Genomic DNA, 16,192 nt, shown 5'->3' with positions numbered 1-16,192 from the left:
ATGTGGGGAGGATTCTATTTTTTTCAAGCCGCGAAAAGTAGCTCACGGCTTGAAATATTCGAAGTGACAATTTTTTAAAGGTTCCAGTTCCAAATCTTACAGCCGTTGATTTTTGAGCGCTGTAATGTATGGCGATCTTTTTCGGCTAAACGTTTGTTGTCATAAGGGCCAAGAATGACGCGATACCACACCCCCGTCGAATCTTCACTTGACCTTACTTGTGCGATTAATCCTTGAAAAGCAATTTTGGCTTTGAGCTCTTGAGCTTGTTCATTTTTTCTAAATGATCCGCACTGCATTAGGCGGCGCACTGTGGGTTGGTCTTGCTCTATTTGTTCAATTTCTACAGTGAATTCTGGCAAGCTTTTAATGAATTCCCATTCTTCTTCTGGGATATCCGGCATGTTGTCTTTTTGGTTTTCGACTTGTTCCGTAGCTGCGTTTTTACTAGCCGCTTTTTCAGGTGCGGTACCTTTAATGCTCCATAAAAAATAGCCAAAACCTGCGACTAAAGTCAGGGTGATAATAATCCGTAACCAAGGCAGTGATGGTTTAGGGGGGGGAGGAGCTTGTTTTTTACTGCGGCCACGAGCCACATAATCTTTGTGTGCCATTTATAGAAAGTACTGCTTAAAAATAAGAGGCATGATGTTACCTTGGATCACAGGATCCTCAATCAGAATTTTCATTATTTAGTCTTCAACTGAAATCCTGTGGATCGATATCTAACGACCAGCGGACTTTATTCGCCAAGTTTAATGTTTCGATTTTGTTGATTTGTTGGCCAATGGCTTTTTGTAATGCGCTGCGTTGTGGGCTTTGCAATAACAATTGCATGCGATATTGGCCTTGACGTTTTTCCATTAAAGCAGGAATAGGACCCAAACAATATACATTGTCAGCAGTACTGAACAGTTGGCCAATTTGTTGTAAAAAATCAAACGCATCGCGGGCACTGAGGGCTTGTGCTTTAAACAGTGCTTGAAAACTATAGGGGGGAAGATTGGCGTGTTGTCTTTCCAGCAAAGCATATTGTGCAAAATGGGCATAACCATTATTGATCAAGTCCTGTAACAACGGATGACCAGGATCGTGGGTTTGTAACCACATTTCACCGGGTTTTTCTGCGCGCCCAGCACGCCCAGCAAGTTGCGTGATAAGTTGCGCTAAATGTTCTGCTGCTCGGTAGTCGGCACTAAACAATGCGCCGTCTAGGTCTAGAATCAGTACCAAAGTGACATTTGGAAAATGGTGACCTTTAGACAAAATCTGTGTACCAATTAAGATCTGATGTTCATTGTTGTTAATGCTGCTGAGCATCTTATCCAGCTTGTTTTTGCCTCTTGCGCTATCACTATCAATGCGAATGCTACTGTACTGCGGAAAATGGCTGGCGAGTCCTTGTTCTAGTTGTTCTGTGCCGACACCCATAGAGGTCAGTTCATTGGATTGACATTGCTGACAGTTTTTAGGGATAGTCTTAGCACTACCACAATGGTGGCACTGCAATTTAAATAGTTGTTTGTGAACGGTATAAGGGTTGTCACATCGCTTACAGTGTTCAACAAAACCACATTGATGACACATCAGAGCTGGCGCATACCCTCGGCGGTTAATAAACAGCATCACCTGACTGCCTTGCTGTAAATGTTGGCTCATGCGATCCAACATGCCCTGAGCCACACCAAACTTCAGTTGTTGCTGACGAATATCAAATACATGCTGAGTGGCAAGTGAGGCATTGCCTGCTCGTTCATGTAACTTAAGGTGTTGATATTTTCCGTTCAGTGCATTGTTCAGGGTTTCAAGGGCAGGGGTGGCAGAACCCAGCACCAAAGGAATGTTTTCTTCGTGGGCGCGCATCACAGCTAAATCTCGGGCGTGATAACGTAAACCGTCTTGTTGTTTATACGAAGCGTCATGTTCTTCATCAACAATCAGTAAACCGGGTTTAAGCATGGGGGTAAAAATGGCGGAACGGGTGCCAATAATGATGCCCAACTGACCACTGGCGCTTTGTTGCCATACTTGTAGGCGTTCATTGTTATTTAGCCCAGAATGCAATATGCCTACATCAATACCAAAGCGATATTTAAATCTGTGCACCGTTTGTGGTGTCAGACCAATTTCGGGCACTAATATTAGTACCTGTTTACCTTGATTGAGTACCTGCTCAATGGCTTGTAGATACACCTCTGTTTTACCACTGCCAGTAATGCCATCTAACAAAAAACAGCTGTATTGATTGAGCTTGGCTTCGATGCAACTTATGGCGATGGCTTGTTCAACATTGGCGATGGGTTTGTCTTGGATCAGTAAATCTTGTTGCCATGTTGATTCTTTGGAAGGGCGCTTTTCTATCGACGTAATCAATTCTTTTTCGGTTAACCCTTTAACCGCAGCGGCGCCAAAGTCGGACTTAGCTTTTGACTTAAGTAAATCTTTTTCCTGGAGTAATGTCAACAAAGCGCGTTGTTTAGGTGCGCGGGACAAACTGCTTAAGTCTGTAGACTGGCCGACATTACTTAACGTCCAATATTCAATTGGTTTTGCTTGGCTTGATTCACCCTTGCGTAGCGCTACTGGCATAGCAGTTTGCACTACGTCACCGATAGGATGTTTGTAATATTGTGCCAACCAGCCGCATAGTTTTAATAAGGTAGGGTTGAATATTGGCTCGTCATCCAAGACCGCTTCAATCGATTTTAGTTTACTGACATCCCATTCTGATTTGTCGCTGGTTTCCCACACTACACCTATGAGCTTACGAGGGCCAAAAGAGACAGCCACACGTACACCAGGGGCTAACGCTGGGCCTTCATATAGATAATCAAATAGCTGGCGTTTAGGAATAGACAGAGCAACACGGATTATGACCATTTAGATACTACAAAACCTTCAATGAAATAGAGTTAATGGCGATAAATCCAACAAAAGCCTTGATCGCCCAAGCCCGTTACATTAATATGCGCGCCACTTTGCGGCAAGCCACAAAGCTTTTTAATTTAATTTTCGTATGGTGTTCAACTTCGGGTTGAATAGCGATGCGGCCTGACGAAGAGGTAACCCATGAAACAAGATATCCATCCTGATTATCAAGAAATGACTGCAAACTGTTCTTGCGGAAACATTATCAAAGTACGTTCTACTTTGAAAAAAGACATCAACTTAGACGTATGTTCTGCTTGTCACCCGTTTTATACTGGTAAGCAACGTAACGTTGATACTGGTGGTCGTGTTGATAAATTCAACAAACGTTTTGCTGGTCTTAAGAAAAGCTAAAACTGTTTGTTGTCTGAAAAGACACCAAAAAGGCGCTATTTTAGCGCCTTTTTTTGTGCCTACTAAAAAACATTCAAAACTCATCAACACCTCATACGCCTATCTGATGTGACTAATCATTTAGTTATCTTCTTTGAAAAATATTATTATCTCTTACTAAAGTAGTAGTTAAGCCAGCGCGGGAGCCGAACTTTATTGGGTTGTGTTGGGCTAAAGTGACGGATCTGATTTCAAAACAGCTAAATACGAGTAAAAAGAGTCAAATATTTTTATCAAACTGTAAGTTAGTCTGTATGGTTTCAGAGGTGGTATCAGTTTTAGTTATATCAAATAAATAAACAACTACTCAAATCTGATGTGTTCGTTTTGCTGCCTATGTTACATTCATGCATAAAGGTGCCTAAAGCCTTTTAAATAACACTATATGGATACACAAGACAGGCATAGACAATAAGAGATATTTTCTCTTTTGGGATATAGAACTGCACCTTTAATCTTACTAACCCTATACTAAGGATTGACACCAAGATGTCTGATTTTCGCCAACAAGCTCTTGATTACCATGCTAAACCTGTACCCGGAAAAATTAGCATTGAGCTTACTAAGCCTGCCGAAACTGTTACCGACTTAGCACTGGCATACAGCCCTGGTGTGGCTGAACCAGTTCGCGAAATTGCCGCCGATCCTGACGCTGCTTATAAATATACGGGTAAAGGAAACTTAGTTGCGGTTATTTCAAACGGTACAGCCATTTTAGGATTGGGTGATTTGGGTCCTTTGGCATCTAAACCCGTGATGGAAGGCAAAGCTTTATTATTTAAACGCTTTGCCAATATCGATTCTATTGACATCGAAGTGAAACATACAACAACCGAAGAATTTATTAATACTGTGGCGAGTATTGCTGATACTTTCGGCGGGATTAATCTAGAAGATATTAAAGCCCCTGAATGTTTTGAAATTGAACAAGAGCTTATTAAGCGCTGCTCCATCCCTGTTTTTCATGATGACCAACATGGCACTGCTATAGTGACCGCCGCTGGCATGTTGAACGCGTTGGAAATTCAAGGCAAAAATATTAGTGACGCCACTATTGTGTGTTTAGGTGCTGGAGCTGCGGCAACTGCTTGTATGGAGCTATTAGTTAAATGTGGCGCTAAACGTGAACGTATCTACATGCTTGATAGAAAGGGCGTGATCCATACACGCCGTGAAGATCTTACTATCCACAAAAAGTTATTTGCTAATAACACTGACAAACGCACCTTAGAAGATGCTCTAGATTGTGCCGATGTATTTGTTGGGGTATCTGGACCCAATTTATTACCACCAGAAGCGCTGAAATTAATGGCGCCCAATCCGGTGGTTTTTGCTTGTTCAAACCCTGAACCAGAAATTAAACCTGAGTTAGCCCATAAAGTACGTGATGATTTAATTATGGCTACAGGGCGGTCTGATTATCCTAACCAAGTTAATAACGTGTTGTGTTTCCCCTTTATCTTTCGCGGCGCTTTGGATGTTCGTGCCTCAAAGATTAACGATGAAATGAAAATAGCGGCGGTTGATGCGATTCGCAGTATCGCTAAAGAGCCTGTTTCTAAAGAGGTCTTAGCGGCGAGTAATATTGCTAGTCTTAAATTTGGTAAAGATTACATTATTCCTAAACCCATGGACCCACGACTTTTAAAGCGTGTGGCAAGGGCAGTGGCCCAAGCAGCCATAGATTCTGGGGTGGCTGCGATTAAAGAGCTTCCTCAAGATTATATGCAAGAGTAAAGGCAAAAACACAGTTCGCCAGTAACAACTTTACCACTGGCGAACTCAATATCTTGGTGATTTTGAATGTCGGAGGAATGTTTTTTAGTCTATGCATTTACGGTAAATGTAACAAAAAATCACAAAATACGACGAAAAGCAGATGTTTAGCGCCGGACTATCGCGCTAATTATCTGTTTCAACGCTTCATCTAGTTTCACCGTGATTTACCGGTTTCGTCCCTTCAATATCCACTTTTATCCCTACTCTATGGGTGTACTCAAATTTAAACGCAACGAACAAACATAGAGAGACTTATCATGAAAAAAGTAATTATTAGCACTATCTTAACAGCAGGCATTCTTTTAGCTGGCAGCGCACAAGCAAGCAATATAGACCCAGTTGTAGAAAGTAAATTGGTAGAAGTATGTGAAGCGATAAAAAGTGACAACTTATCTAAAGTGAATGACGCAGTAAAAGACAGCGGCATCGGTATTAAAAAAATAGCCAATAGTTTAGTTTGTAATGGTCAAAATCCAGTGAATTTTGCTCTGGCCAATGATGCAGAAAAAACAGCGCAATACATGGCGGCAAAAAGTAACGTTAATTATCAGGAATTATTGGTTAGGTTATAGGCCAGCAATATGCAGATAACTAAACAGCGTGAGCTAAGCTTGATAGAGATATCAGCTTTGCTCACCGTTTATGTGTCTAGTCCCCGTTTTCAACCGCAACATCAGACACTTCTTTTACCGGCATTGCGCCTAGCCTAACTGTTCTCTATATTAGACCCACTCTTTTTACAGTAAACCGATTAACAGTATTGCCTAAGTAACACATTTTACTCAATGACTTTGACGCCAGCTAAAGGTTTATCTGGGAATGGATAAAGCGTACTTGGAAATGACGGCATCAATATGTGTTGCTACCGCGCTTAATGCTAATTCGTTCCATTCCAAAGGATTGATTAAAGTGGCTATGGCGTGATGTTTTAAACTGACATAACCATGCACTAACGCCCATATTTCTAATGCAAAACGTTGTTTTTTCGCAGCTTCTGTTTCTACCGGAAGAATAAGAGAGCTGATATCAACCAGCTTTGAAAAGGCCTTTTCAGCCATGACACGCGCTTCCTCAGAAGGAGCATAACCCGAGTCACTTTCACCAAAAATTAGCCTGTAATGTGCTTCATATTGATCTGCCACTTTTAAGTAACCTTTTACACCTTGCAAAATGACTTCGCGAGGAGAGTGTTTAGTATCAATAATATCTATTTCACTAAACACTTTCTCAAACCCCTCTATATAGAGTTCGTCTAAAATGCCTTGTTTGCCGTTGAAATGACTGTATATGCCAATAGTCGATACACCAGCACGTTTGGATATCGCTCTAACGCTAAGCGCTGGCGTGCCTCCTTCGAGGAATAATTCAGATGCAGCTTGTAAAATCTTACTTTTAGCGTCGTTCATAATGATGATTATTTAACCAATGCTTAAGGATTAATAGTTGACCAGCATAACAGTGTTATGATTAACTATAACGCTGTTATGTTCAACGTGCTTTTTCGTTTTTCGTTTGTACGGCATAACAATTCATTCATAACGAGGATTAAAAAAATGACGACACATACTCATGAAACAGATTATTTAATTGTTGGTAGCGGTGCAGTGGGTATGGCATTTGCCGATATTTTATTAACAGAAAGTGACGCGAATATTGTTATTGTTGACCGTTTTCATAAGCCTGGTGGGCATTGGAATGTGGCTTATCCTTTTGTCACACTTCATCAACCCTCTTCTTTTTATGGTGTGAGTTCTCGTGAGTTAAGTAAAGGCAGTATCGATCAGGTTGGTTTAAATAAAGGGCTGAATGAATTGGCTTCGGGTGCTGAAGTTAGCGCCTATTTTGACGATGTGATGCACGAACAATTTTTACCTAGCGGGCGAGTGAAATACTTTCCAATGTGTGATTACAAAGGTGATGGAAAGTTTGTTTCGTCTCTTACGGGTGAGTCTCATCAAGTCAAAGTGAACAAAAAAACCGTTGATGCTACCTATTTAAATACCAATGTGCCTTCTACCCATACACCAAATTTTACTGTTGCTACTGATATTCAATTTATGCCGCTAAATGATCTGCCTAAAGTGACAAAACCGCCTGCTGGTTATGTGATTGTAGGCGGAGGAAAAACCGGCATCGATGCCATTTTGTGGTTACTGGAAAACAATGTAAACCCTGACGACATTCAATGGATTATGCCCCGAGATGCGTGGTTAATTGATCGTAAAAACACCCAACCGACAGAAGAATTTTTTGTAGATGCAATTGGTGCTCAAGCTTCACAAATGGAAGCCATAGCCGACTCTGAATCAATTGAAGACATGTTTGACCGGTTAGAAAAAGCCGGAGTGTTCTTAAGAATTGATACTGATGTTCAACCAACAATGTTTCATGGGGCAACCATTAGCCAAATGGAGTTGACTGAATTACGCAAAGTAAAAAATATCGTGAGAATGGGTCGAGTCACCAACATTGAGAGTCATCAAATTGTATTAGAGCAAGGTTCTATCCCTACCAGTACCGGACACTTACATATTGACTGTTCAGCCAGTGCATTAACCAACTTAACGATTAAACCTGTGTTTGAAGGCGATATCATCACGCCACAAACTGTACGTTCATATCAACCTGTTTTCAGCGCTGCCTTTATCGCGCATATTGAATTGGCTTACCCAGAAGCCGCTAAAAATCAAATATGTAACGTGGTGCCTTTACCCAACACGTTAATTGATTGGTTACGTTTAACTGCGGCTTTTATGATGAACCAATATATTTGGTCGCAAGATGAAAATCTACGTAAATGGCTATTAGACAATAGGCTAGATGGATTTAGCCAGTTGATGCGCAGTGTTAAAGAAGACGACGCCGAAAAACAAGCCATAGTGAAACGCTTACGGGCAAATGCGCAACCAGCCATGGACAAACTTCAGCAATATTTAGCGCAAACACAAGCCACTGCCAAGTAAGGAGAAGATGATGAGCGAATTTCAAATCCGTAAAGACAACTACCTAACCAATCGTGTAGTGGCAACCAGTTTATCTGAGAGTGACATTGCTGAAGGCGAAGTATTAGTTAAAATTGACAGGTTTGCGTTTACCGCTAACAACATTACTTATGCAGTGGTGGGTGATCAGTTTGGTTACTGGCAGTTTTTTCCGCCCACAGGTGATGACGTTAATAATTGGGGGGTGTTACCCGTATGGGGTTTTGCCGATGTGGTGGCGTCTAATGCCGAAGGCGTGCTGGTAGGCGAGCGGTTATTTGGTTATTTTTCGCCAGCTAGCTATCTTAAAATGACCCCTACTCATATCAATACATTACGCTGGATTGATGGCGCTGAGCATCGCGCCCCTTTGCCTTCAGGGTATAACGCCTATCGTAGAGTTTTGGCAGAGCCACATTACAATAAGGCCATGGACGATTTTCGGATGTTGTTGTTTCCGTTACACCTTACTTCCTATTGTTTGTATGACAACTTGCAAGACAGAAACTGGTTTGGCGCTGAGCAAGTTGTGGTGATCAGTGCATCAAGTAAAACCAGTATTGGTCTAGCTTACGCTTTGGCGGATGACAAAAATGCACCTACAAGTATAGGTGTGACATCGAGCCGAAATCTAGAAATGGTCAACAGGTTAGGTGTATACAACAGTACAGTGACCTATGACAACCTGACAGAAATCGACGCATCTAAGCCAACGGTTATAGTGGATATGTCAGGCAATGGTGATGTGTTAGGTCGACTACATAAACACCTTGGCGACAACATGAAGTTTTGTTCAAATGTGGGTTTTACTAACTGGGAAGAAGGCGGTATGGGTCCTGACTTTATTCAGCAGCGAAGCGAAATGTTTTTTGCGCCTAGCCATATTCAAAAACGTCTTAAAGATTGGGGGCCTGAAGTATTTGAGCAAAAAACCACTGCGTTTATGCAATCTACAATCCAAAGAAGTGCTAGCTGGTTGAGGTTGACCCAGCTTAACGGGCTGAATGGGTTGGCCGACGTTTATCAAGATGTGTGCGAAGGCAAGGTGGATCCTGAAGCCGGATTAATTGTCGAAATGTAAAAAAATCAATCTGCGTCTGGTAATAAAACCTGAATATTACCCGCAGTAATATTGGTGGCTTCAGTCTTAAATGTGCTCAGTTCGTTACTCGCTATTGCAAGCATCAGAGTGACTTGCTGAGCATAATTCGGGACTATTCCCTCAACATCATAACGTTCTAACAATCGTGAAATACTGCCGTCATAGGAATAGTCGTAGGTTAATTGTAAGGTGGTGCGTGCCACTTTAAGCTTGATTGGTAAATCTGTGAGCACCAAAGACACGGCATCTGAATATGCGCGTTGTAATCCGCCTGTGCCAAGCTTAGTGCCACCAAAGTAGCGCACTACTGCCACCACTATGTCACCATACCCACTATATTCGAGTACTTTTAACATCGGCATACCTGCGGTTCCGCTGGGCTCTCCGTCGTCACTCATTGAACGAATGGTAGTATTAGGCGCGCCAGCAATATAGGCACAACATACATGATTCGCTTGAGGGTGTTGCCCGCGCAAAGAGCGGATAAAATCGTCTGCCTCTTGCCGATTAACCGCTGGTGCAGCAAAAGTTAAAAATTTGCTGCGTTTAATTTCTAACTCTACTTGATGTGCCTGAGCAGGCACTTGATAACTTGCGGTACTCATTTGGCTTTGACCATTATGCCCACATCACCAAAATAGCCGCAGCGGCGATAAGTAGTAGGCCAATGATTTCGTGTTGTTTGACCTTATTTTTAAGCCAGAAAGTAGCGATTAATATGGTAAACAATACCTCTATTTGGCCTAACGTTTTGACATAAGCAACATGCTGTAAAGCCATTGCACTAAACCAACAAATAGAACCGAAACAACTGGTTGCACTGGTTGCAAAGGTCATCTTTGCGTTGTTTTTAAGTGAGGTAAAAGTACTTCTGTCTTTTACCGCGATATAACTCACCAGTAAGCTTGTTTGAATACACAACACCCAAAGCAATACCCAAGCTGCACTGTGCGGAAAAGGCACATTCAGCAAGTGACTCGCCTCTCTTACGTATAAAGACGTAAGCGCAAAACAGCTGCCACAGGCCAAACCTATAATCACCGTTGTAAGACTAAGTTGCCCTTTTCTGCCGCCACCGGACAACACAAATATCGCCGCTGCACCAATCAAAATACCTACCCAACCAAATAGATTAAGTTGGCTCCCAAAGAATAAAGTCCCTAACACGCCCGCTACTAATGCTTCACTTTTAGCCAGTCCTGCGCCTATTGCAAAGTTCTTTTGTTTAAACAAAATCACCATTAACGAAGTCGCAAAAATTTGCATCACAGAGGCGAGCAAAACATAGAATATAAATTGAGAAGAGAACTCCGGAATAACCTGGTTTGAAAAAGTGTAAAGCAACAATAGGTATATCAATGCAATAGGAGGCGCAAATAAAAAGCGCGATAAGGTCACACCAGAAGTGCTCATATGTGCACTTAACTTACTCTGCAAAGCGTTACGAAACGTTTGCATCACCACAGCACCCAGCGTAAAGAAAACCCAGCTCACAATAAATCCCTTATTAATCTAAAAGCTGATCTTACGCTACAAACAACTGAAATCTTTATCACTAGTTCACATATCTAGTATTTTCAGTGTCTATTAAGAAGAAACTAACTGCTCAAGCTACATTTGCTAGTTAATCTGCCGCGAGGTCGTCCTTAGGGGATATCTCCTTATTTTTAAATGCCTTATGCCAAGCGGCCAATTCATCAACCTTCATGGGTTTGCTAAAATAGAAACCCTGTAAGCTTTCAATCCCCATTGCAGATAACGTATCTGCTTGTACTTTGGTTTCTACTCCTTCTGCCACCACGCTGTAGCCCAATTCGTTGGCCATATATTGGGTTGCCTGAATAATCGCTTTTCCACCTTTATCGATAGTGTGAATAAAGCTTCTATCAATTTTCACGACATCCGCAGATAGTGATTGCAACAAGGCGAGAGAAGAAAAACCTGTGCCAAAATCGTCAACAGATACTTTAATATCCAGTTCTTGTAAGGCATTCATTTGTTCAAGTACATAGTCGATATCTTCAGCGAAAATCGACTCTGTGATCTCAATATGTAAATTTTTAGCAGCGAAACCAGAGCTGTGTAATGCACTTTCTACCACTGAAACTAAATCACCATGCATCAATTGTGCAACGGATACATTGACTGATAAATCAACTGTTTTGTCAAAAGACCAATTCGCTGCTAGCTGGCATGATTGGTGTAATACCCATGCGCCAATTGAGTGAATGAGACCGTGTTGTTCTGCAACAGGGATAAACTCAGTGGGTGAAATGGGTTCGCCATTTAGATCCCAGCGCAACAGTGCCTCGCAAAACCCCACCTCAGCGGATTTACTATCAATGACAGGTTGAAACACCATATAGAACTCTTCATTCTTGAGAGCTTGGGCTAATCCTTCCTTTAACTTTATTTGTCTGTGTAATGTATCGCGCATTTGCTCGGTAAATACACATACATCAGACTTAGTCGTTTGTTTTTGTACATACATAGCGGTATCGGCAAGAGTGATCAGCTGTACTTCATTGGTGCCATGTTCGGGGTACATAGCAATACCTATTGTCGCACCAACTGTCAGCATATGATGCTCAATCTCTATGGGTTGAGACAGCACCATAATGAGTTGCTTAGCAAACTCTCGCGCACTTTCAACTTCACTATCTTGTAGGGCAATTAAAAACTCATCCCCTCCCCAACGGCATAAACAGTGCTGCTTTTCGGCTTGAGAACTTAACCTTTTTGCCGTTTCTACTAATACTTTGTCTCCTATGGCATGACCATGGGAATCATTGATACTTTTGAAGCCGTCAAGATCAATAAACAACACTGCCAATTTGGTATCCCGCAGTTTGCTCGAATCAATCAATAATTTAAGGTTTTCAGAAAACGCATTGCGATTAAACAGTTTAGTCAGAGGGTCGATACTAGATAGTTCAAGTATTTGCTCGGTTCGTTTTTTTACTTTTGCTTCAAGGTTTGCATTTACTTCTGAAACTTCTAGATTTTTTAGTTTCATTTGCTCTAACAGATCCGCATGTTGGTTTTTTATCAATATAGATTCTGCAGTAAACTCAGAAGAACGTTTGGCGGAAGAAAACATTACAGCTACAAAAATAAGCCCCAATACACCAAAAATAATTTGATAATCCACATCCGAAATTAAACAAAGTACGGATATTGGAGTGAGTAAAATAAATGCATAACTAAGAGAAAGCCCCTTATCGGCCGCCAACACAGTTGCAGCTCCGCCGGCCATAGACGACATAATTACAATGGTGCAGGCCAGTTCAATTACATCCATGGAATCAAAAAACATTACCGAATAAGCACTCAATGCAATAGCGGTTAAATACCTAGTAATGGTAAAACGCAACATTGGTCTAGCGGCATCATATTTATGCCCATTGAGACTTTTTTGCCAATGCCGCATATCCCAAAAGCGCCAAGCAAAAAGCGCACACATGAAAATAAACCAATAAATTTTAAGGGTTTGATTTGGATTGTCAGAAAAGCCAAACACTAAAGCTAAACAAATGCTTAAGGTAACAACAAGGCTGCCGGAATTATTACCGTAAAGTAAGTTAAGCGCATCGCGCTGGGAACGCTGTCTCAATGAAGAGGAAGTATCAGTAATAATTTATACACTCCATTTTTATAATCTGTGTGTCGACAGTAGAGCTCGTGTTGGCTCATGCTTGAATTTACACGTTACTAACACAGTGCGTCAATGCGGATATTTTCAGGAACTTGATATTGAACGTTTCTAGTATGTTTAGTTGGCAATAGCCTACTTTTGAGAGCAATACCAAATCGACAGATAGCGATTTCATTATTGACCAGAATTGAAGTTAATTAGAAAGTGAATTTATCCAAGTATTGGGTATGCCTCATCAAAACTGGAAAAAGTGTAATGGCAACGCGCTAACAATTCAGTTTCAATATCGACAATGTCTGGAATGGCAACTGTTTGGCAGCCAGCCGCTAATGAGGCTTTGATGCCAGCGTTAGAGTCTTCAAATACGAGCACGCGTTCTGGTGCTACCGACAGTTTTTGGCACGCTAACAAGTAACAATCTGGCGCCGGTTTGGGATGAATGATGTCGTCAAAAGTCACCAATACATCAAGGGATTGCATGTAATTTGTTTGCTGAAAGCTTTCAATAACAGAGTCATAACCAGAAGATGTCACCACGCCAACAGGTATGTTTTTTTTAAGAATATAACGAAAGAAACGATCAAATCCTTTTTTGATAGGTAACCCTTGTTTCTTTTGTGCGCTTATGTAACGACTTATTTCTTGGGTGAACGTTTCCATGGGGAATGCAGAGCCAAAATTTTGATGGGCTATTTTTATACATTCGTGGGTAGGGATACCAATAAATTTTTTAAACATATCGGCAGTAAAATCGACATCAAAAACTTTTGCAGTAGTTACCCATGCATCACAACACACTTGTTCGCTATCAAAAATAGTGCCGTCTTTATCGAATAAAATGGCGTCAAACTTAGTCGACGCCATCGTTTGTATGTGTTGCAAATCAGTCCTCGTCGTTTATTAAAGCTTAATAAATATGCGCTTTTTATACAGTATCAAAGCAATAAAATAGAAGATCAGAGTAAATATCAACGCATACACAAGCGAGGCAAGTTTATCGGGCATCACAGTTTGAAAACTGGCGTATACCCAACCTTGAATTGAGTTCGACTGCTCGTTAAAAGTGAGGTTAACTCTACGCAAAAATACTGCAAATAACCAAGCTGCCACATAAATAACAATAGGATTACTGCCATATATCTTTAGGGCATTTAGCCCCGTTTTTATTTGTAATACAGACCATAACCAGATGATTATCGCTAGGCATAAACAAGCTGCTGCGCTGCAAACCAATACAAATGATCCAGTCCATAAGCTTTTGTTAATTGGCTGCCAAATTGACCAAAGCAAACCTAACCCCAACAAGGCACAGCCAATCAAAATAAGGTCTATTATTTGTTTTTTATGACTTTTATTTTGTAATGTACTTGAGCAAATCAAATAACCACTTAACACCGTTACACTTGCCCCAATGGTGCTGAGTAAACCCTCAGGGTCGAAAGGTAGTCCACTAACATGCCACATATGGTTACTGCCGAGCATGGCCATATCAAAGTGACGAACAACAGTATTTTCAATGGAGTAGGGTAGCTCTCCTGATGTGGCAAATAACAACCAGTAAGCGAGTAACACTAGTGCACAGGTAAGCAACAAATAGCGTTCTTTGACTATTGCGATGATAGTCGCAACCAGCACAAAACAAAGGCCTATACGCTGCAGTACGCCCATGATTCTCCAAGTGTCAGGGGCTTGGTCGAAGGGAGCTATTTGTAACACAAAACCGATCAAAAATAATAAAGCCCCACGTTTGAAAACCGAAAGCCATGGCATGCCTGAATTTTGTATTTGGCCTTTGAGTGAGCAGGCCATAGAAGCACCCACCACGAATAAAAAGAACGGAAAAACCAAATCGGTAGGTGTTAATCCATGCCAACTGGCATGTAAAAAAGGCGCATATACCGCTGACCAAGAGCCGGGGTTATTTACCAATAACATCAAAGCCAAGGCCAAGCCTCGTAAAATATCAATGGCATCTATTCGTGGTTGAGCTGCTTGTTGCATAATGGCTACTCCTTAGTTGTTTAATCTGGGTGGGATTTTGCAACCAAAAAGCGCGTAATAAAGAATAAACAAATAACATGGCGACATCATCCAATAAGCAGACTGGCTTCCAAAGGTGGTAGATAAAGCACCGTAAACCAGGGGTAAAATCGCGCCACCTGCTATACCCATTATTAACAACGCAGAACCTTTAGCTGTAAGCTCGCCTAAACCTTTTAATGCTAATGGCCAAATAGCTGGCCATACAATGGCATTAGCAAAGCCTAACAAGGCAATGAAGGTGATGGTATTGGGTACAAGCCCTAATCCTGTCCAGCCCCATAAAATTTCAGAAAAGAAGGTATCGGTACTAGATGAAAATACCACGGCTATAGATAACATCATGCCAAGCACGGCTGAACCTAACAAAGCATGTCGTTCAGTCATCACTCTTGGAATTAATATCAGCCCTAATACATAACCAATCACCATAAATGCCATGGTGAAAGACGTTAGGGTAGTGGCATTGGCAACGCCTAAGTTTGAGCCAAATAAACCAATGGTATCTCCGGCAATGACCTCTACACCTACATAGACAAATAAAGTCGCAGCGCCCAATATTAGATGCGGAAAGGCCATAAGTGACTTTTGAGATGTTGCTTGCGGGTCATTGTTTTGGTCTACTTGGTTTAAATTCAGCTCAGGCAAACCCGACTTCAAAATGGCCGCTGCAAGAATAGCTAGGGCTAACGCCATAAACAAGTATGGGTAAATCAGGCCATCAGCCAATGCGGTGATTTTTAGAACACGCTCTGCTTCGGCTAAATCAGCGATAGATTTAGCCGTAACGTCTCCAAAGTCACCTAATACAAGTGCAGTAAAAATCATCGGCGCTACCACGCCCGCTAATTTATTAAGAATGCCCATAATTGAAATTCTAACGGCTGCCGTTTCTTCAGGGCCAATTTTAACAATATAAGGATTAGAGGCGGTTTGTAGCAGAGTTAACCCTGTACCTAAAATGAACTGTGCCACAAGAAACAAAGCAAAAGACTGTGCTTGGGCAGCAGGGATATACACTAAACAGCCCAATGAGATAAAGCCAAGCCCCACCGACATTGATTTTCGATAACCTATTACATCTACTACTTTGGCCATGGGTAAAGCCATCACTACGTAAGCAAAATAAAAGGTTGAGGCAATTAAAATCGCCTGAATTTCGTTTAGATCACATACAATTTGCAAAAAAGGAACAAGCGCACCGTTTAGCCATGTAATAAAACCAAAAATAAAAAACAATCCGCCAATGATCATCATCGGCAAAAAGCTACTGTTTTGCTTGTTTCCTGCTGCTGTCGTTTGCATAAAGTTGCC

General features: G+C 41.4%; 14 protein-coding genes. 5 read left to right on the top strand and 9 right to left on the bottom strand.

The features are described 5' to 3' along the window. Positions 1 to 74: 74 nt before the first annotated feature. Both QZ488_RS06325 and priA read right to left on the bottom strand, forming a co-directional pair. On the bottom strand, positions 75 to 614 hold the full coding sequence (locus tag QZ488_RS06325) for an SPOR domain-containing protein (protein ID WP_293746986.1): 540 nt from the start codon (positions 612 to 614) through the stop codon (positions 75 to 77). 85 nt (positions 615 to 699) lie between these two features. After that, on the bottom strand, positions 700 to 2,880 hold the full coding sequence (gene priA / locus QZ488_RS06320; RefSeq protein WP_293746984.1) for a primosomal protein N': 2,181 nt from the start codon (positions 2,878 to 2,880) through the stop codon (positions 700 to 702). A gap of 189 nt (positions 2,881 to 3,069) precedes the next feature. Between priA and rpmE the strand changes: the two genes are divergently transcribed. The 3 genes from rpmE (at position 3,070) to QZ488_RS06305 (ending at position 5,672) form a co-directional block, all read left to right on the top strand. Further along, the gene (gene rpmE, locus QZ488_RS06315) at positions 3,070 to 3,282 is read left to right on the top strand and encodes a 50S ribosomal protein L31 (RefSeq protein WP_293746983.1); all 213 of its coding nucleotides are present in this window, start codon (positions 3,070 to 3,072) and stop codon (positions 3,280 to 3,282) included. 528 nt (positions 3,283 to 3,810) lie between these two features. Next, on the top strand, positions 3,811 to 5,058 hold the full coding sequence (locus QZ488_RS06310; RefSeq protein ID WP_293746982.1) for a malic enzyme-like NAD(P)-binding protein: 1,248 nt from the start codon (positions 3,811 to 3,813) through the stop codon (positions 5,056 to 5,058). Positions 5,059 to 5,357: 299 nt separating this feature from the next. After that, complete coding sequence (locus QZ488_RS06305) at positions 5,358 to 5,672, top strand: DUF3718 domain-containing protein (protein WP_293746981.1); 315 nt, start codon at positions 5,358 to 5,360, stop codon at positions 5,670 to 5,672. A 237-nt stretch (positions 5,673 to 5,909) separates the two neighbouring features. Here QZ488_RS06305 and QZ488_RS06300 read toward each other — a convergent pair whose 3' ends face one another. Then, positions 5,910 to 6,506, bottom strand: coding sequence for a TetR/AcrR family transcriptional regulator (locus QZ488_RS06300; RefSeq protein WP_293746979.1), 597 nt, complete (start codon positions 6,504 to 6,506; stop codon positions 5,910 to 5,912). A 147-nt stretch (positions 6,507 to 6,653) separates the two neighbouring features. Here QZ488_RS06300 and QZ488_RS06295 point away from each other — a divergent pair, with 147 nt between their 5' ends. Together QZ488_RS06295 and QZ488_RS06290 are read left to right on the top strand one after the other, a co-directional pair. Then, positions 6,654 to 8,063 carry an NAD(P)/FAD-dependent oxidoreductase gene (locus QZ488_RS06295; protein ID WP_293746978.1) on the top strand — a complete coding sequence of 470 codons (1,410 nt, stop codon included), beginning with the start codon at positions 6,654 to 6,656 and terminating at the stop codon, positions 8,061 to 8,063. 10 nt (positions 8,064 to 8,073) lie between these two features. Then, positions 8,074 to 9,162, top strand: a complete 1,089-nt coding sequence (locus QZ488_RS06290; RefSeq protein ID WP_293746977.1) for a DUF2855 family protein — start codon at positions 8,074 to 8,076, stop codon at positions 9,160 to 9,162. 5 nt (positions 9,163 to 9,167) lie between these two features. Here QZ488_RS06290 and QZ488_RS06285 read toward each other — a convergent pair whose 3' ends face one another. From QZ488_RS06285 to QZ488_RS06260, 6 genes are all read right to left on the bottom strand, one after another. After that, positions 9,168 to 9,788, bottom strand: a complete 621-nt coding sequence (locus tag QZ488_RS06285) for a YigZ family protein (protein ID WP_293746976.1) — start codon at positions 9,786 to 9,788, stop codon at positions 9,168 to 9,170. Positions 9,789 to 9,801: 13 nt separating this feature from the next. After that, positions 9,802 to 10,677: an EamA family transporter gene (locus QZ488_RS06280; RefSeq protein WP_293746975.1), complete on the bottom strand. Its 876-nt coding sequence runs from the start codon at positions 10,675 to 10,677 to the stop codon at positions 9,802 to 9,804. A gap of 130 nt (positions 10,678 to 10,807) precedes the next feature. Continuing rightward, positions 10,808 to 12,796: an EAL domain-containing protein gene (locus QZ488_RS06275; protein WP_293746974.1), complete on the bottom strand. Its 1,989-nt coding sequence runs from the start codon at positions 12,794 to 12,796 to the stop codon at positions 10,808 to 10,810. Between the two features lie 252 nt (positions 12,797 to 13,048). Next, on the bottom strand, positions 13,049 to 13,720 hold the full coding sequence (locus QZ488_RS06270) for an HAD family phosphatase (RefSeq protein WP_293746973.1): 672 nt from the start codon (positions 13,718 to 13,720) through the stop codon (positions 13,049 to 13,051). An 18-nt stretch (positions 13,721 to 13,738) separates the two neighbouring features. Then, entirely contained in the window at positions 13,739 to 14,839 is a 1,101-nt protein-coding gene (locus tag QZ488_RS06265) for a heparan-alpha-glucosaminide N-acetyltransferase domain-containing protein (protein WP_293746971.1), read from the bottom strand. A 12-nt stretch (positions 14,840 to 14,851) separates the two neighbouring features. Next, complete coding sequence (locus tag QZ488_RS06260; RefSeq protein WP_293746969.1) at positions 14,852 to 16,183, bottom strand: sugar MFS transporter; 1,332 nt, start codon at positions 16,181 to 16,183, stop codon at positions 14,852 to 14,854. Between the last annotated feature and the right edge of the window lie 9 nt (positions 16,184 to 16,192).

Origin of the sequence: uncultured Paraglaciecola sp. (assembly GCF_913020055.1) — a bacterium.
Classification (GTDB): Bacteria; Pseudomonadota; Gammaproteobacteria; order Enterobacterales; family Alteromonadaceae; genus Paraglaciecola.
Note: the sequence above shows the minus strand (reverse complement) of the source record. Positions and strands in the feature narration are given on the sequence as shown.